Below are 16487 nucleotides of genomic sequence, written 5' to 3'. Positions count from 1 at the left end.
CGTCACTCGGGAGACGCCAACGTATGAATACGCCACCATCGCCACCGGGAGCGGAGCGGACCGACGAATCAGCCGTCCACGTCGGTGCTCTCGTTCCGCTGAGCCGGCCTGGCTGGGTCGAGGCGGGCCAGCACCTGCTCGCCGGACTCGAGCTGGCCGTTGGCGACGTCAATGACGCCGGCGGGATCGTCGGCAGACCACTCGAGCTGGTGGTCCGGGACACCGCGGCCGATCCACAGCGGGCCGCGGCGGCCGTGGACGAATTGGCCGGCCTGGGTGTGGCTGCCGTGGCGGGGGAGTATCACAGTGTCGTCGCTCGTGCCGCTGCTGCCCGGGCCGACGTCCTCGGACTGCCGTTCCTCTGCTCGTCAGCGGTTCTCGACGCGCTCATCGAACAGCCGACAAAATGGGTCGCGCGCCTCTCCCCGCCGCAGTCCCGCGGCTGGCAGCTCTACGCGGACTTCCTCCTCGGCGCCGGCCACAGTCGCATCGCCGTAGCAGCCCAGCCGAGTGTCTACTGGGCATCCGGGACCCGCATCCTGCGGGACTACCTCGCTCCACGCGGCGGCACCGTCATCGAACTCGACATGAGCGCGCTCTCCCCCACCGCGGTGTGCGACGCACTCGTCGACAACCGCGCGACGGCCCTCCTCCTTCTGGTCGGCCACCCGGACCCGGCCGTGCCGATCGTCAAGTCCGTCCGCCACGACAAGCGCCTCGCCGAGATCATGATCGGTGCTCCGGCCGGGCAACCGGAGTTCGCCGAATGGGCGGCATTGCTGGGCGACGACGGCGCCGCGATCCCCTTCCTGCGCTACCTGCCCGAACGCCTCAGCCCACTCGGTGCACGAGTCGAGACGGCCCTCCGTGAGCGGCTGGCCGAAGCGCCCTCCTTCGTCGCCTTCGAGGGCTACGACACGGTCGCCGTCCTCGCCGACGTGCTGCGCTCCCACGGCACGGACCGGGCGCGCACTGCCGAATCCTGGCCGCGCGTCGCGGTCGACGGCACGCGCGGGCAGATCCGGTTCTCCCGCACGCCAGGCATCAGCGTCTGGCAATGGGCTCGGACGCCCATCCAAGTCGTCGACCGAGACCCTGCGGAACCCAGTCGCTTCCGGGTCCTCCACGCCGGCTGAGAGAGCACGGAGGTCCGACTGCGCAGACCTGTCCGAAGCATGTCGGTCTCCTTGACCGCATGTTTTGCCGTGCAAGGCCGGACGAGTCAGCAGTGCCGCGCAAGCTCCACATGCTCGTGTGCGGACTACAAAGGCCGTCCGACCCGCTTCATCGCAGGTCGGGCGGACCGCGGCGAGGGCAGCCTGCCCGCTCACCACGACGCATTGTGTACACATGGGACACTCGGCACCCTTGAGCGCATGACACAGCCGCTGCCCATAGAGTCCATCCGCGATGTGCGCGCACACCTGGCCGAGGTCGTGGAGCGCGCCGATCGGGACGACGTGCCCACGGTGATCACGCGCCGGGGAAAAGAGGTCGCCGCCGTGGTCTCCATGGAGGTGCTGCACAAGTACCAGGGGTGGGAAGAGCGGGAGATCAACCGGATCATCGATGAGCGCATGGCCAATCCGGCACCCGGCATCCCGCTCGAGGACGTCATGAGGGAGACGCTGGCGCGCGGTGAGTGAGTACCGAACCGACTTTCGCCCCGAGGCGCAAGCAGAGCTCCGCAAGATCCCCCGCGCGACATGGCGCTGCGCATCCTGGCCAAGCTGACCGAGTGGGAGAGCGACCCTCTCGGATTCAACCCGGCACCTGACGCCGACTGATTCGGCGTCGGAATATCCAGCACCCATCCAGCTCGGTGACGACCCTTCTGACCTGCGCGGTTGCGAAATCACATCGCGTGCAGCAATGTGTTTTCGACAGCGTGAAGAAGAGCCAGCGGGGCAGTGCGAATGAGAGCCGCTGCTTCGGCAACGAGATCGGGAGCCACCCCGTCTGACGGCGTGTGACATGCCACTGATGGAGTAATAGAGGCTTTGGGCTGTTTGGCCGGTCACGCTGTGCGCGTTGATCACGGTCGTGTCAGCAGCCCGTGGGTGTACAGGTCGCGTGGGTCTTTGAGCGGATCCGTCGTGACCACCGGTTGGATCCGGCGGTCTCGGGGCGGATGCTGGCTCAGCGGTACAAGGTGTCGCGGAACACGGTGGCGAAGGCGCTGGCGTGTCCGGTGCCGTCGGGGCGGAAGAAGCCGCCTGCGAGCGCTGGGGTGGCACCCGGTGGAGTGGTCCGGCTGGGAGCGGATCGAGGCGGCCGAGGCGGAGCTGGGGCGGAGCCTGTTCCGGACGACGGCCAAGATCCCGGACTGGAACGGGCTGCTGACGGCGCGGGCGTGCCGCTGAGCACGGTGCGTGGGGGTCTCGATACCTGACCGCAACCATCCTGTAATCAACAAACTGTGGAAGGGGGTTCTACTGTCTCGGCAACCGAGCCGAGGAGCGTTCATGTCACTGGACACTGCCCGTAAGCACCCCGTCGACGAAGTACCGCCGCGCGGCCAGCTCGCGGCGTTCGGACTGCAGCACGTTCTCGCCATGTATGCGGGCGCGGTGGCCGTGCCCCTGATCGTCGGCGGCGCGATGGGCCTGTCAGCCGCCGACCTGGCCTATCTCATCAACGCGGATCTGCTGGTGTGCGGCATCGCCACGCTGCTGCAGTGCGTGGGCTGGTGGCGGTTCGGCGTCCGGCTGCCGATCATGCAGGGCTGCACCTTCGCGGCCGTCCCGCCGATGGTGCTCATCGGGACCGAGGGCGGCGGCCTCACCGCGATCTACGGCTCGGTGATCGTCTCCGGTCTGGCGATGATCCTGCTTGCGCCGGTCTTCGGACGGCTGCTGCGGTTCTTCCCGCCGGTGGTGACCGGCACGGTCATCCTCATCATCGGGCTCTCGCTGCTGCCGGTGGCCGGCAACTGGGCTGCGGGCGGCTTCGGTTCGGAGGACTTCGGGTCACCGAAGAACCTGGCCCTGGCCGCCGGGGTGCTCCTGGTCGTGCTGGCCGTGCAGCGGTTCGCGCCGACCTTCCTGAGCCGGGTCGCGGTGCTGCTCGGCATCGTCGTGGGCATGGCGGTCGCGGTGCCGCTGGGCTTCACGGGCTTCGACGAGGTGGGCGAGGCGGCCTGGCTGGGCGCCAGCACCCCGTTCCACTTCGGGCTGCCCACTTTCGAGACGGCGGCCATCGTCTCCATGCTGATCGTCTCGCTGGTCATCATGACCGAGACCACCGGCGACATCGTCGCCATCGGCGAGCTGACGGACAGCAAGATCGAGCCGCGGCGGCTCGCCGACGGGCTGCGCGCCGACGGCCTGTCGACGATGCTCGGCGGCGTCTTCAACACCTTCCCCTACACCGCCTACGCGCAGAACGTCGGCCTGGTCGGCATGACCCGGGTGCGCAGCCGCTGGGTGGTCGCGGTGGCCGGCGGCATCCTGGTGCTCCTTGGTCTGCTGCCCAAGCTGGGTGCGGTGGTGGCCGCCATTCCGGCACCGGTGCTGGGCGGCGCGGGCCTGGTGATGTTCGGCACGGTGGCGGCCAGCGGGCTGCGCACCCTGGCGTCGGTGAGCTTCAAGGACAACCACAATCTGACGGTCGTCGCAGTCTCGGTCGCCGTCGGAATGCTGCCGGTCGGGGTGCCGGAGATCTACGAGCACTTCCCGAACTGGTTCCAGACGGTGATGGACAGCGGCATCAGCGCGGGCTGCATCACCGCGATCGTGCTGAACCTGCTCTTCAACCACCTTCCGGGGAAGGCCGGTTCAGCCGCTCCGGCTGCCGCGGACAACCCGGCGGAACCGGCCGTCCCGGCGCAGCGGGCTGAGGCGGAAACCGCCGAGGTCTCAGCGGACGGCGCCGCCGAGCCGTCCCGCTTCCCGGTCGGCCGCCGCGAGGAAGCCGTCGAGGAGTCCGGGGAAGAGCGCGTCTAAGGCGGTCGGCAGGAGCCTGCCGATCCCTCTATCTTTGCCGTCTGGCGCGTAACGGAGCCGGGCCCTGCTGAACCGCGCCTGTCAGGGACACGGGGCAAGAGGGCCCGGGACCACCAAGCCATCGTTTCGGACCCGCATTGTTACTGCGGACACTCCCACCCCATCCCGGCACTACCGGACGTCACCCAATAGGGGTGGCTCCCATTCTCGTTGCCGATCATGGACTTGTGTCGTGCTCCATCTGCCCCACGGACGGAGCAACGTGGCTCTCGTTCCCGTTGCTCGAGTGGCTCCCGTTCACCCTGTCGAAAACAAGCAATGAATCGATCACACGTTGAAGCGGAACATCGGCGACTCCACTACGACCTGCACCGATGGCCTATCGCAGGGCACGATGCAGCGTGGGTGCAGCATGCGGGCCGACACTGTGCCGACCTGTAAGGGAGCAGCCCGGACCGTCGGGGCGGATGTCGCCAATGAACCAGCGGCCAGCACGCCGAAGCCTCCCCTGCCCATGGCCACGAGCGGCCCGTCGTCACTGCTGTGCGAACCACCAGGGCGAACGGCGTACAGGCGGAACGTCTTCCGGAGAGCTCCCACCTGTGAAGACACGGCTTCACCCGCGTTGCGTCAGATGTTTTTCAGCGAAGCAGGCTCTCCAAGAAGTCGCTGCTGAGGCGTGCTAAACCCGCGGGCACCCTACTGGTCCCGACGCCGACACCACCCGCCGGTGGACCTGCGCCGGCTACCGCGCCAACGCCCCCCCGCCCCTGGGTACAACGCCCGCCAACCGCAGGGGCCAGACCCGAAGATCTGGCTCCTGACCCGGGGTCCCTTTCCCTGACCAGCCACTACAGCCGATCAAGGAATCAGGCACTACACGTTGAAGCGGAACTCCACCACTAGCCTTTGACCAGCAGGAATGCGGCGTCATCCCAGCACCATCCCAGCACGGGATCCGCGACGAAGTACGAGAAGACTCAGGATCGCCAACGCTACACAACAGCGCCGGCAAGGGGCCGAGGTCTGTGGGACTTGTCCGCCACGTCTCCGGCCTGATCGCGCTCCCCAACTCCCTTGTCTCGCTCGCCACCCGCCACTCACAGCGGCCAGGCGGTCAGCAAATCGCCAGGGCCGTAGGCGGCATCGAGCCCCGGACAGTCGACTCCGCTGCGCGAGACCGCCAAGACTGGAACAGGTTCGCCAGTGAGGGCGGCCCGGTGTCGATGGAGAGCTGCCAGGTCGTGCCGATCGAAGGGCGACTGCTCCAGCCACTTGATGGAGCCGACGAAGAGCAGCTCCTTGGCAATGGGGGCGCGGTCCGCCCCGACGATATCGATCTCGACGTCGTTGGTACGGGTCCAGTAGCCGCCCACTGCGGGGGCCGCGGGCAGCCTGTCATCGGGCAGTATCCGCGCCAGGGCCTCGCGGACAAGGGGCTCGACGGCTCGGCCGCGCCAGCTGGTCCAGTTCTCCCGGATGCGCGCCAAGGTCAGATCGCCCCGCCCCCGCTCGATCTCCTCCATGGACGGGCCGAGCAGGTGCAGCCAAAACCGCAGGTAGGGATCTGTCACCCGGTAGCGGCGATCCTTCGACGGACGCAGCGATACGGGCAGCTCCGCAGCGACGATCCGCTTGTCCGTAAGCAGCTCCAGCGCTCGCTGCAGGGGCGTGGCCCCGATTCCGCCGGCTGCACGGGCGATGTTGGTGAAGGTCCGCTCGCCACTGCCGATAGCCGCCAGCACCGTACGCGCCTGAGCCTGCGGAGGGAATTCGGCAGCCAGCGAGCGCTCGGCCGATACCAGTAGGGCCGAGACCGGGTCGCTCAGCGCCTCGCCGAGGAAGTCCCACAGCCCTGCACCTCGCGGCCACTCCGCACAGATCAGCGGCAGCCCGCCGGTGACCAGCGCGGCGTCGAAGGCTTCCGCCGGTTCCAACCCGAGCATCTGCCCCACCTCGGCGGGGTTCAGTGGTCCTAGCACCATCTCCCGGCCGCGTTGATGGAAGGGGCGTCCGTAGCTGTTCAGGGCCTCCATCATCGACAGATCGGAGCCGATGAGGACCAGCAGCACTGGCTTGGTCTCCAGCACCCGGTCCCAGGCCCGTTGCAGCATCCCCTCAAAGGCGCCATCGGCATCCATCAGATATGGCACTTCATCGATGACCAGCACACTCGCCCGGTCGGCGGGCAGCGCCGCAGCCAGCACATCGAACGCGGCATCCCAGCTCTCCGGCCGCGCGGCGGCCACCAGCCCGGCCAACGGCAGCGTCGATGCCTGGGCGTCCCGGGCCAGCCGTGCCAGATCATCCCTGGGTGAGGAACCAGTCGCCGCATAGAACAGGAACGGGACTCCGGAGCGCTCCGCAAACCGCTCGACCAGTCGCGACTTGCCCACCCGGCGCCGCCCACGCAGCATCACGCACCGCCCGGTCCGCTCCCCGCCAACCCCTGCCGCCACCTTCTGCAGCTCTCGCCCCAGCGTCGCCAGCTCCTGCCGACGGCCTACGAAATCCACCACGTCTACCGACCTCCACGCATGACACTAACAGCGGCGTTACTAACATAGACGTTAGTTTATAGCCTTCGCCAGTTGTCGCCCGTGGTCACGGTCACGGACTCTGCTCATATCCGGAGGCGGCCGCAGCCCGGGGGTTGCCAGAATGGCCACCATGGCACGACGGCAAGCATCTCCCTGAAGGCGTCGGGAGGTTCGTTTGCCCGTGCGCTTCCTGCCGCCGGGCTCTGGACAGCGCCAGCCCCAGCACGGGCGCTCTCATCTCTTCCCAACACAATCCCAGCACGGTACGGATGACCAGGGATGATGACAGGTGACGAGAGGTCAGCTATCCCAGCACGGGAAAAAACTAAGGGTCCGACCCTGAAGAGTCGGACCCCTTCTGACCTGCATGTTTGCCAGATCAGCGATGTGGTGTTAGGTCACCCGCTACACGTTGAAGCGGAACTCCACCACGTCGCCGTCCTGCATCACGTAGTCCTTGCCCTCCATGCGGGCCTTGCCGGCCGCGCGGGCTTCGGCGACCGAGCCGGCGGCGATCAGGTCGGCGAAGTGGATGACCTCGGCCTTGATGAAGCCCTTCTGGAAGTCGGTGTGGATGACACCGGCCGCCTCCGGGGCCGTGGCGCCCTTCTTGATCGTCCAGGCGCGGGACTCCTTGGGGCCGGCCGTCAGGTAGGTCTGGAGGCCCAGGGTGTCGAAGCCGACGCGGGCCAGGGTGGCCAGGCCCGGCTCCTCGGCGCCGACGGACTGGAGGAGCTCCATGGCGTCCTCCTCGTCGAGCTCGGCGAGGTCGGCCTCCAGCTTGGCGTTGAGGAAGATCGCCTCGGCCGGGGCGACCAGGGCGCGCTGCTCATCCTTGAACGCGTCGTCCATCAGCTCGTCCTCGTCGACGTTGAAGACGTAGAGGAACGGCTTCGTGGTGAGCAGGTGCAGGTCGTGCAGCAGCTCGGCCTTCTCGCTGCCCTGGAGGATGCCCTGGGAGAACAGCGTGTCGCCCTTCTCCAGGATCTCCTTGGCCGCCTCGACCGCCGCCACCTTGGGCGCGATGTCCTTCTTGATCCGGGACTCCTTCTGGAGGCGCGGCAGGACCTTCTCGATGGTCTGGAGGTCGGCGAGGATCAGCTCGGTGTTGATCGTCTCGATGTCGTCCTTCGGCGAGACCTTGCCGTCGACGTGGACGACGTTCTCGTCCTTGAAGGCACGGATGACCTGGCAGATGGCGTCCGACTCGCGGATGTTCGCCAGGAACTTGTTGCCCAGGCCCTCGCCCTCGCTCGCGCCGCGCACGATGCCCGCGATGTCGACGAAGTCGACCGTGGCCGGCAGGACGCGCTGCGAGTGGAAGATCTCGGCCAGCTTGGCGAGGCGGGGGTCGGGGACGCCGACGACGCCGACGTTCGGCTCGATGGTGGCGAACGGGTAGTTGGCCGCCAGCACGTCGTTCTTGGTCAGGGCGTTGAACAGGGTCGACTTGCCGACATTCGGCAGGCCGACGATTCCGATCGTGAGCGACACGTTGGCGACTTCCCTAGAAGTGAGGATGGTGGGCCGACCCCCCAGTTTACGGGCGTGGCGGACCGGGCAGCGACGGCAGCCGGGAGGCGAACTCTTGGCCAAGGTCACCCAAAGGGCGTGTCCCATGCCGGATTCCCGGCCCCTTGCGACCTACGTTGTCCAGGTGGAGCAGCACAGGAACAGTTCCCCTCAGCGCCGGCAGCGGGCGCAGTCCCCGGCGGGGCCCGTGGGTCCCGCGGCGTCGGCGGCCCCGCCGGCCCCGTCCGTCGCCCCGGGTGCCCTGCCCCAGGGCGCGCTCATCGACGGCGCGGGCGTCCGCCCCGTCGGGACACGTCCGGCCTCACGGCCCGGCGCCAGACCCGGCCCGGGAAGCGGGGGGCCCGGCGGCGGCCGGCCCAGCGGTGGTGGCGGGGCCGGCGGTCCCGGCGGTGGCGGGCCGGAGGGCAAGCCCGGCGGTGGGCCCAGGCGGCCGGCCGGCAGGCCCGGGCGGCGGCCCGTGCCGCCGGTGGTGCTCGCGCTGCGCCGGCTGCCCTCCCCCCGGCTGACCGGGCTCGGCGCCGGGCTGTTCGCCGCCGCGTCGATGTTCCTGCTCGGCTGCCTGGACTGGCTGCTGTTCGACGGCTCGCCCCTGGTGTACGGGCTCCTCTTCCTGCCCGTCAGCGCCCTGACCGCGCTGTGGGTGCGCGGCGCCGACCTGGTCACCGCGCCGATCAGCGTGCCCATCGCGTTCGCCGTCGGTGTCGTACCGATCGCCGGGGGCACCGGCGGCTTGGGCGGCCGGATCATGGCCGTGGTCACCGCGCTCGCCGTGCACGCGGGCTGGCTGTACGGCGGCACGCTGGTGGCCGGCCTCATCACCTCCGTACGCAAGGTACGGCAGATGGGGCGGCGGCAGCGGACCGCGGCCGCCGCCGCCCGGGCCACCCAGCGCTGACGGACGCCCCCGAAGGGCGCCTCAGCGGGCCGCGGCGGCCATCGCCGCGCCCACGATCCCCGCGTTGTTCTGCAGCTCCGCCGGGACGATCTCGGCGCGCACGCCCTTGATCAGCGGCAGGAACTTCTCCGCCTTGCGGCTCACGCCGCCGCCCACGATGAAGAGCTCCGGCGAGAACAGCATCTCGACGTGGGCCAGGTACTTCTGCACCCGGTGCGCCCAGTCCTCCCAGCTCAGGTCCTTGTCGTCCTTGACCTTCGTCGACGCCCGCTTCTCGGCCTCGTGGCCGTCCAGCTCCAGATGCCCCAGCTCCGTGTTCGGCACCAGCCTGCCGTCGGTGAAGACCGCGCTCCCGATGCCCGTACCGAAGGTCAGCACGATCACCGTGCCCTTGCGGCCGCGCCCCGCGCCGAACGTCATCTCCGCGATCCCGGCCGCGTCGGCGTCGTTCAGGATGGTGACCGGCATACCACCGAGCCGGTCACCGAGCAGCGCGGTCGCGTCGACGCCGACCCAGCCCTTGTCGACATTCGCCGCCGTACGGATGGTGGAGCCCGTGACGACACCCGGGAAGGTGACGCCGACGGGGCCGGACCAGCCGAAATGGGCGACGACCTCGGCGACGCAGCCCGCGACACCGTCGGGTGTCGCGGGCTGCGGTGTCAGTACCTTGTGGCGGGGCTCGGCCAGATCTCCGCGCTCCAGGTCCACGGGAGCGCCCTTGATCCCCGACCCGCCGATGTCCACTCCGAAGACGTTCATGGACTCAACGTTACGGCGAGCCGCTGACAGTCACTGCTTCTTGTGGAGAGCGGCGGCCTCGGCGCGCAGGTCGCGGCGCAGCTCCTTGGGCAGCGAGAAGGTGATCGACTCCTCGGCGGCCTTCACGATCTCCACGTCCTCGAAGCCGCGCCCCGCCAGCCACTCCAGGACGCCCTCGACCAGCACCTCAGGGACGGAGGCGCCGGAGGTGACACCCACCGTGGAGACGCCGTCCAGCCACGCCTCGTCGATCTCGTCGGCGAAGTCCACCAGGTGGGCGTCCTTCGCGCCCGCGCCGAGGGCGACCTCGACGAGGCGGACGGAGTTGGAGGAGTTCTTGGAGCCGACGACGATCACCAGGTCCGCCTCGGCACCCATCTGCTTGACGGCGGTCTGGCGGTTCTGCGTGGCGTAGCAGATGTCGTCGCTCGGCGGGGAGATCAGCTGCGGGAACTTCTCCTTCAGCTTGTCGACCGTCTCCATGGTCTCGTCGACCGAGAGGGTGGTCTGGGACAGCCAGACGACCTTCGACTCGTCCCGTACGGTGACGTTCTCGACGTCGTCCGGGCCGTCGACCAGGGTGATGTGGTCGGGCGCCTCGCCGGAGGTACCGATGACCTCCTCGTGGCCCTCGTGGCCGATGAGGAGGATGTCGAAGTCCTCCTGCGCGAACCGCACCGCCTCCTTGTGGACCTTGGTGACCAGGGGGCAGGTCGCGTCGATCGTCGCGAGCTTGCGCTCGGCGGCCTCCTGGTGGACGGTCGGCGCCACCCCGTGCGCGGAGAACATCACGATGGACCCCTCGGGGACCTCCGCCGTCTCGTCGACGAAGATGGCGCCCTTCTTCTCCAGGGTCTGTACGACGTACTTGTTGTGCACGATCTCGTGCCGGACGTAGATCGGCGAGCCGTACTGCTCCAGAGCCTTCTCCACGGCGATCACGGCACGGTCCACGCCCGCGCAGTAGCCACGCGGAGCGGCGAGGAGGACGCGCTTGTCGGACGACGGGCTGGCAGGCGTAGCAGTCATGTCCCCCATCGTAAGGGCGTGTATGAGCGGCGGGAGATCCGCCACGTCGCCGAGACTGGAGGGCATGGCCGGCACCACCAGTACGCAGGAGACGGACGAGCGCAGCGGGCTGCGGCGGGAGCTCGGGTTCCGGGACCTCGTCGTATACGGGCTGCTTTTCATCGCCCCCATGGCGCCGGTCGGCATTTTCGGCACCCTGGACGCGAAGTCTCACGGTGCCGTCGCGCTGGTCTATGTGGTGGCGACGGTGGCGATGGCGTTCACCGCCTTCAGCTACGACCAGATGGTCCGGGTGGCCCCTCAGGCGGGGTCCGTCTTCGCGTACGCGCGCAAGGGGCTCGGTGAGGGGCCGGGGTTCGTCGCCGGGTGGATGGCGATGCTCGACTACCTGCTGATCCCGGCCGTGGCGTACCTCTTCGCGGGCATCGCCATGGAGGCGCTGGTGCCGTCCGTGAACCGGTGGGTGTGGACGGCGCTGGCGGTGGTGGTCACCACGCTGCTCAACCTGTGGGGCGTGCGGGCGGCCGCGCGGGTCGGTTTCGCGGTGCTGGCGCTGGAGATCGTCGTGCTGCTGGTGTTCGTGGTGTCGGCGGTGGTGGTGCTGGTACGGGACGGGGCGCAGCGCGGGTGGCTGTCGCCGCTGACGGGCGACGTCGGGTTCTCCTTGGGCGCGGTGCTGGGCGCGGTGTCCGTGGCGGTGCTGTCGTACCTGGGCTTCGACGCGATCGCCTCGTTCGCGGAGGAGGTCACGGGCGGTTCGGCGAAGGTGGCGCGGGCGGTGCTGTTCTGCCTGGCCATGGCGGGGGTGCTGTTCGTGGCGCAGACGTACCTGGTGGCGCTGCTGGAGCCGGTGTCGTCGGCGCGGCTGGCGGCGGAGCCGGCGCGGCAGGGTTCGGCGTTCTACGACGCCGTGAACGCCTCGGTGGGGAGCTGGCTGCACGACCTGGTGGCGACGAGCAAGGCGATCGGCGCGGCGTTCGCGGCGCTGGCGGGCCAGGCGGCGGCGGGGCGGCTGCTGTTCGCTATGGCCCGCGACCGGCGGCTGCCGCGGGTGCTGGCGCGTACGGATTCCGGCGTGCCGCGCGTGGCGCTGCTGCTGGCCGCCACGGTGACCATGGTGGCGGCGGTGTGGGCGGCACGGCGCGACGACGGGATGGACCACCTGGTGTCGGTGGTGAACATCGGGGCGCTGACGGCGTTCGTGCTGCTGCACGCGAGCGTGGTGGGGTGGTTCGCGGTACGGAGGGCGGGGACGGGGGCGCCGCCGCACTGGCTCAAGCACGTGGTGCTGCCGGTGGCCGGCGCGGTGATCCTGGTCGCCGTCATCGTCGAGGCGGCCACCTCGGCCCTGGTGGTGGGCTCCCTGTGGCTGGCGGTGGGCCTGGTGGTGCCGGCGGTGCAACGGGGCCGGCGGGGCCCGTAGGTCCGTGACGGCCCCCTCCCCCTCGAGGGGGAGGGGGCCAGTGGCTCAGCGTACGGCGGGGTACGGGAGCAGTCCCGCGTCGATCCGTTCCCACCGGGCCCGCAGCTCGCCGAGCAGGGCCGGTTCGGCCGACGCCCTGTCCGCCTGCTCCCGCTGGTCGGACGCGAGGTGGAACAGGCGGTCACGGCCGTCCTTGCCCCGGTAGTACTTCCACTCACCCCGCCGCAGCGCCCGCTCCCCGCGTACCCGCCAGAACAGCGGCCGCTCCGGCAGTTCCTCGCCGCGCAGCAGGTGGCCGGCGAGGCTGGTGCCGTCGAGGGGGTGGGCGGGGTGGGGGCGGGCCCCCGCGACGTCCAGCAGGGTGGCCGTCCAGTCCGGCGAGAACACGGGTTCGTCGCTCACCTGGTGCGCGTCCAGGCGGGCCGGCCAGCGCACGACGGTGGGGACGCGGATACCGCCCTCCTGGAGGGAGCCCTTGTTGCCCGTCAGGGGCCAGTTGTAGGAGAAGCGTTCGCCGCCGTTGTCGCTGGCGAAGACGACGAGGGTGTCCTTCTCCTGTCCCGATCCTCTGAGTGCGTCGAGGACCCGCCCTATGGAGCGGTCGAGGTCCTCCACCATCTGCGTGTACTTCTCGACCGAGCCGCCGTCCTGGTGCCACAGGGCTCCCGGCTCGCCGGCCTTGATCCGGCGGACGATCTCCGCGCTCCGCTCGGTGTCGCCGTCGGCGATCCAGGGCCAGTGGGGGGTGGTGAAGTTGAGGTTGAGCAGCCAGGGACGGTCGTGGTCGCGCTGTACGTACTCGGCGGCCCTCTCCGTGAGAATGCGGGTGTAGTAGCGGAGGTCCTTGTACTCGGCGTCGCCCTCGTAGAGGTCGTACTCGCCGCCGAGGCCCAGCTTGGAGTAGTACTCCAGGGCGCCGCCGAAGTTCCCGAAGAACTCGTCCCAGCCGGAGCGGACCGGGCTGTAGTCGGGCAGGTGGCCGCAGTGCCACTTGCCGATCAGGGCGGTGCGGTAACCGGCGTCCCGCAGGAGTGAGGCGAGGGTGGGGTGCGTCGGCTCCAGGCCCACCGACTTGTTGGCGATGGGCTCCGCGAGGCCTCCCTCGGTGCGGCCCGGATAGCGGCCGGTGTAGAGGCTGAAGCGGGTCGGCGAGCAGGTGGCCGACCCGGAGTACGCCTGGGTGAAGCGCACCCCCTGCCGCGCCAGCCGGTCCAGGTGGGGCGTCCGGATGTGCGGCGACCCGTACGAGGAGAGGTCGGCCCAGCCGAGGTCGTCGCCGAGGATGAACAGGATGTTGGGCCGCCGGGAGTGCCGTCCCCGGGCGGCGCGGAACGGCCGTTCGCGGGGTTCGGCAGCTTGGGCGGCACCGGCTGCGGCACCGGCTGCGGGCGCGGCGACGGCCGGGGCGGCGACGGTGGCGGCGACGGCCGCCGTCACAGTGCCGAAGGTACGGCGGGAAAGGCCGGCGCGGGGCTGCGGGGCGGAGGAGCGGTCGTACGAGGGCGTCACGGATTCTCCAGAGGTGGGCGCACGATGGCCCCTGGACAGCGCGGACCGACGGCCGGGACCGACGGGCCGACGGGGCGGCGCCGCGACGGACCGGTGGACCGGTGGACCGGTGGACCGGTGGACCGGTGGACCGGTGGACCGGTGAAGCGGTTGTCCGCATGGCCGGCGGCGGGCTCGGCGCCGCGGCGGGCGGCTGCCCGGGGGACGGGACGAACGACGGGAAAGCGGGACGGCACCGGGCCGAGCGGCCCCCAGGGCGCGGACCGGCGGCCGAGGCCCGGCCGTCAGTGACCGGTGCTCAGCCCACGGCCGGAAGCGCGCGAGGGGTTGCGGCCGGCCGTACCGGTGGCCGGGACGAAGGCGCCGTCAGGCGCGCGGGCAGGCGCAGGGACAGATCGCGCTCGCGACACGGACGAGGTCGACGTGGCGGCGCTCCACCAGAGTGACCGCGCGGTCACGGGAAGCCTGCATGGGGCCAGAGCTTCATGGACCGCGGCAGTCGCTGTCAACGGCCGTTCGTATCGCGGACGTACGCCGCCCGTGGGTTCCGGGGCGGCGGCGTTGTCGGTGCGGGCGCGTACGCTCGCGTCCATGGGTCTCAATACGTCTGCCGAAGCGCCCCTGCCCGTCGGTGAGGTGTCGCGGCTCATCGGGGGCTGGATCGACCGGCTCGGTGCCGTCTGGGTGGAGGGACAGATCACCCAGCTGTCGCGGCGGCCCGGTGCCGGCGTGGTGTTCATGACGCTGCGCGATCCGTCGTACGACATCTCCGTGAGCGTCACCTGCTACCGGCAGGTGTTCGACGCGGTCGCGGACGTCGTCTCCGAGGGCGCCCGGGTCGTGGTGCACGCCAAGCCCGAGTGGTACGCCCCGCGCGGGCAGCTGTCGCTGCGGGCGGCGGAGATGAAGCCGGTCGGGATCGGGGAGCTGTTGGCCCGGCTGGAGATGCTGAAGCGGTCCCTGGGCGCGGAGGGGCTGTTCGCGCTCGACCGCAAGAAGCCGCTGCCGTTCCTGCCGCAGCTGATCGGGCTGGTCTGCGGCCGCGCGTCGGCCGCCGAGCGGGACGTCCTGGAGAACGCGCGGCGCAGGTGGCCGGCGGTCCGCTTCGAGGTGCGGAACGTGGCGGTGCAGGGCGTCCATGCCGTGCCTCAGGTGGTCCAGGCGGTCAAGGAGCTGGACGAGCTGCCGGACGTGGACGTGATCATCGTCGCCCGGGGCGGCGGCAGTGTGGAGGACCTGCTGCCGTTCTCGGACGAGCAGCTCGTCCGGGCGGTCGCCGAGTGCCGTACGCCGGTGGTGTCCGCGATCGGGCACGAACCGGACTCGCCGTTGCTGGACCTGGTGGCGGACCTGCGCGCGTCCACGCCGACGGACGCCGCCAAGAAGGTCGTCCCGGACGTGGGCGAGGAGCTGGAGCGGGTGCAGGCGCTGCGCGACCGTGCGCTGCGCACCGTGCAGGGCCTGATCGACCGCGAGGAGCGGGGCCTGGCCCACGCGCTGGCCCGGCCGGTGATGGAGCACCCCCGGCGGATGGTCGAGGAGCGGGAGGCGGAGGTGGACGCCCTGCTGGCGCGCAGCCGCCGGGTCCTGGGCCATCTGCTGGACCGGGCGGACTCCGAGCTGACGCACACCCACGCGCGCGTGGTGGCACTCTCGCCGGCGGCGACGCTGGAGCGGGGGTACGCGGTGCTCCAGCGGGCGGACGGTTCCGTGGTCCGGTCGCCGGCGGAGGTCGCACCGGACGAGGAGCTGCGGGCCCGGGTCGCGGAGGGCGACTTCCCTGTGCGCGTGGCCGCCGGCGTTGTCGTACCCCGCCCGTAGGGTGGTGCGCATGGCAGCCAACACGACGGAAACGGCGATCGGGTACGAGCAGGCGCGCGACGAGTTGATCGAGGTCGTGCGCCGGCTGGAGGCGGGCGGTACGACGCTCGAGGAGTCGCTGGCCCTGTGGGAGCGGGGCGAGGAGCTGGCCAAGGTGTGCCGCCGCTGGCTGGAGGGCGCCCGCGCCCGCCTGGACGCGGCGCTGGCCGAGCAGGAGGCCCCGGCGGGCCAGGAGGAGTAAGCCTCCGGAACCAGTGTGTGAGGGGGCTCACGGGCTGCACGCGCCCGCTTTAGTTGAAAGTTAACCTATCTCGGGCGTACGGTGGAACACATCGCTTGATCCTTTGCGCTCGAAAGGCACGCAGCATGTCCCTCGTTCTTGACCCCGCCGCCCAGGACCTCCTCTTCCGTGAGGCCCGCACCGCGAACACCTTCACCGACGAGCCGGTCACCGAGGAGCAGGTCCAGGCGATCCACGACCTGGTCAAGTACGGGCCGACCGCCTTCAACCAGTCGCCGCTGCGCATCGTCCTGGTCCGCTCCGCGGAGGCCCGTGAGCGGCTGATCCCGCACATGGCGGAGGGCAACCAGGCCAAGACCGCGTCGGCTCCGCTGGTCGCGATCCTGGCCGCCGACAACGAGTTCCACGAGGACCTGCCGAAGCTGTTCCCGCACTTCCCGCAGGCCAAGGACGTGTTCTTCGCCGAGCGCCCGGTCCGCGAGCAGGCCGCCGCCCTGAACGCCGCGCTCCAGGCCGCGTACTTCATCGTGGGCGTCCGCGCCGCCGGCCTCGCCGCCGGCCCCATGACGGGCTTCGACTTCGCGGGCGTACAGAAGGAGTTCCTCGACGACGACCACACCCCGCTGATGATCGTCAACATCGGCAAGCCGGGCGAGGACGCGTCGTACCAGCGCAGCCCGCGGCCGGCGTACGACGAGGTCGTCACCACCGTCTGACCCGCGCGGCAACGACCGGCGGCCCCGGGCACCATCCCCCTGGTGCCCGGGGCCGCCGCCGTTCCCGCCGGACG

General features: G+C 70.4%; 14 protein-coding genes and 2 pseudogenes. 10 read left to right on the top strand and 6 right to left on the bottom strand.

Translation table 11 applies throughout. From position 1 onward, the window contains the following. Positions 1 to 23: 23 nt before the first annotated feature. The 5 genes and pseudogenes from BKD26_RS03555 to BKD26_RS03535 all read left to right on the top strand — a co-directional run bounded on the left by BKD26_RS03555 (position 24) and on the right by BKD26_RS03535 (position 3944). The gene (locus BKD26_RS03555; RefSeq protein WP_084895634.1) at positions 24 to 1136 is read left to right on the top strand and encodes an ABC transporter substrate-binding protein; all 1113 of its coding nucleotides are present in this window, start codon (positions 24 to 26) and stop codon (positions 1134 to 1136) included. A gap of 240 nt (positions 1137 to 1376) precedes the next feature. Beyond that, the gene (locus tag BKD26_RS03550) at positions 1377 to 1646 is read left to right on the top strand and encodes a type II toxin-antitoxin system Phd/YefM family antitoxin (RefSeq protein WP_084895632.1); all 270 of its coding nucleotides are present in this window, start codon (positions 1377 to 1379) and stop codon (positions 1644 to 1646) included. Further along, positions 1639 to 1766 (top strand): annotated as a pseudogene (locus BKD26_RS41040) (type II toxin-antitoxin system RelE/ParE family toxin); the annotation flags it as partial. The gene BKD26_RS03550 and the pseudogene BKD26_RS41040, both read left to right, overlap by 8 nt. Before the next feature lie 450 nt (positions 1767 to 2216). After that, a pseudogene (locus BKD26_RS41035) lies at positions 2217 to 2363 on the top strand (NADP oxidoreductase); the annotation flags it as partial. Positions 2364 to 2465: 102 nt separating this feature from the next. Continuing rightward, a complete protein-coding gene (locus BKD26_RS03535) occupies positions 2466 to 3944 on the top strand; it encodes a nucleobase:cation symporter-2 family protein (protein ID WP_084895628.1) in 1479 nt (492 codons plus the stop codon). Positions 3945 to 5044: 1100 nt separating this feature from the next. Here the strand turns inward: BKD26_RS03535 and BKD26_RS03530 are convergent. Beyond that, the gene (locus tag BKD26_RS03530) at positions 5045 to 6463 is read right to left on the bottom strand and encodes an ATP-binding protein (RefSeq protein WP_084895626.1); all 1419 of its coding nucleotides are present in this window, start codon (positions 6461 to 6463) and stop codon (positions 5045 to 5047) included. A gap of 426 nt (positions 6464 to 6889) precedes the next feature. After that, positions 6890 to 7978 carry a redox-regulated ATPase YchF gene (gene ychF / locus BKD26_RS03525; RefSeq protein WP_084895624.1) on the bottom strand — a complete coding sequence of 363 codons (1089 nt, stop codon included), beginning with the start codon at positions 7976 to 7978 and terminating at the stop codon, positions 6890 to 6892. 496 nt (positions 7979 to 8474) lie between these two features. Here ychF and BKD26_RS03520 point away from each other — a divergent pair, with 496 nt between their 5' ends. Then, positions 8475 to 8912 (top strand): DUF6542 domain-containing protein, encoded by a 438-nt coding sequence (locus tag BKD26_RS03520; protein ID WP_084895622.1) that lies wholly within the window; start codon positions 8475 to 8477, stop codon positions 8910 to 8912. Between the two features lie 21 nt (positions 8913 to 8933). Here the strand turns inward: BKD26_RS03520 and ppgK are convergent, their stop codons facing one another. Both ppgK and BKD26_RS03510 read right to left on the bottom strand, forming a co-directional pair. Continuing rightward, positions 8934 to 9674 carry a polyphosphate--glucose phosphotransferase gene (ppgK, locus tag BKD26_RS03515; RefSeq protein ID WP_084895620.1) on the bottom strand — a complete coding sequence of 247 codons (741 nt, stop codon included), beginning with the start codon at positions 9672 to 9674 and terminating at the stop codon, positions 8934 to 8936. A gap of 30 nt (positions 9675 to 9704) precedes the next feature. Next, positions 9705 to 10703 (bottom strand): 4-hydroxy-3-methylbut-2-enyl diphosphate reductase, encoded by a 999-nt coding sequence (locus BKD26_RS03510; RefSeq protein ID WP_084895618.1) that lies wholly within the window; start codon positions 10701 to 10703, stop codon positions 9705 to 9707. Between the two features lie 64 nt (positions 10704 to 10767). Here BKD26_RS03510 and BKD26_RS03505 point away from each other — a divergent pair, with 64 nt between their 5' ends. Continuing rightward, positions 10768 to 12126 (top strand): APC family permease, encoded by a 1359-nt coding sequence (locus BKD26_RS03505; protein WP_084895616.1) that lies wholly within the window; start codon positions 10768 to 10770, stop codon positions 12124 to 12126. A gap of 45 nt (positions 12127 to 12171) precedes the next feature. Here the strand turns inward: BKD26_RS03505 and BKD26_RS03500 are convergent, their stop codons facing one another. Both BKD26_RS03500 and BKD26_RS42200 read right to left on the bottom strand, forming a co-directional pair. Then, the gene (locus BKD26_RS03500; RefSeq protein WP_084895614.1) at positions 12172 to 13635 is read right to left on the bottom strand and encodes a sulfatase-like hydrolase/transferase; all 1464 of its coding nucleotides are present in this window, start codon (positions 13633 to 13635) and stop codon (positions 12172 to 12174) included. A 366-nt stretch (positions 13636 to 14001) separates the two neighbouring features. Further along, positions 14002 to 14106 (bottom strand): putative leader peptide, encoded by a 105-nt coding sequence (locus tag BKD26_RS42200; protein ID WP_338015566.1) that lies wholly within the window; start codon positions 14104 to 14106, stop codon positions 14002 to 14004. 120 nt (positions 14107 to 14226) lie between these two features. Here BKD26_RS42200 and xseA point away from each other — a divergent pair, with 120 nt between their 5' ends. From xseA to BKD26_RS03485, 3 genes are all read left to right on the top strand, one after another. Further along, on the top strand, positions 14227 to 15456 hold the full coding sequence (xseA, locus tag BKD26_RS03495) for an exodeoxyribonuclease VII large subunit (RefSeq protein WP_084896205.1): 1230 nt from the start codon (positions 14227 to 14229) through the stop codon (positions 15454 to 15456). Positions 15457 to 15466: 10 nt separating this feature from the next. Next, complete coding sequence (locus tag BKD26_RS03490; RefSeq protein ID WP_073754070.1) at positions 15467 to 15697, top strand: exodeoxyribonuclease VII small subunit; 231 nt, start codon at positions 15467 to 15469, stop codon at positions 15695 to 15697. Between the two features lie 125 nt (positions 15698 to 15822). After that, on the top strand, positions 15823 to 16413 hold the full coding sequence (locus BKD26_RS03485) for a malonic semialdehyde reductase (protein ID WP_084895612.1): 591 nt from the start codon (positions 15823 to 15825) through the stop codon (positions 16411 to 16413). The last annotated feature ends 74 nt before the right edge of the window (positions 16414 to 16487 follow it).

It is taken from the genome of Streptomyces sp. CB03238 (assembly GCF_002099185.1).
GTDB lineage: Bacteria > Actinomycetota > Actinomycetes > Streptomycetales > Streptomycetaceae > Streptomyces.
This window is presented reverse-complemented; position numbering and strand designations above follow the sequence as displayed.

Coding starts and splice junctions, on each gene's coding strand:
- BKD26_RS03550 (WP_084895632.1), top strand. CDS start 1,377: ATGACACAGCCGCTGCCCATAGAGTCCATCCGCGATGTGCGCGCACAC.
- BKD26_RS03535 (WP_084895628.1), top strand. CDS start 2,466: ATGTCACTGGACACTGCCCGTAAGCACCCCGTCGACGAAGTACCGCCG.
- ppgK (WP_084895620.1), bottom strand. CDS start 9,674: ATGAACGTCTTCGGAGTGGACATCGGCGGGTCGGGGATCAAGGGCGCT.
- BKD26_RS03485 (WP_084895612.1), top strand. CDS start 15,823: ATGTCCCTCGTTCTTGACCCCGCCGCCCAGGACCTCCTCTTCCGTGAG.
- BKD26_RS03555 (WP_084895634.1), top strand. CDS start 24: ATGAATACGCCACCATCGCCACCGGGAGCGGAGCGGACCGACGAATCA.
- xseA (WP_084896205.1), top strand. CDS start 14,227: ATGGGTCTCAATACGTCTGCCGAAGCGCCCCTGCCCGTCGGTGAGGTG.
- BKD26_RS03505 (WP_084895616.1), top strand. CDS start 10,768: ATGGCCGGCACCACCAGTACGCAGGAGACGGACGAGCGCAGCGGGCTG.
- BKD26_RS03490 (WP_073754070.1), top strand. CDS start 15,467: ATGGCAGCCAACACGACGGAAACGGCGATCGGGTACGAGCAGGCGCGC.
- BKD26_RS42200 (WP_338015566.1), bottom strand. CDS start 14,106: ATGCAGGCTTCCCGTGACCGCGCGGTCACTCTGGTGGAGCGCCGCCAC.
- BKD26_RS03510 (WP_084895618.1), bottom strand. CDS start 10,703: ATGACTGCTACGCCTGCCAGCCCGTCGTCCGACAAGCGCGTCCTCCTC.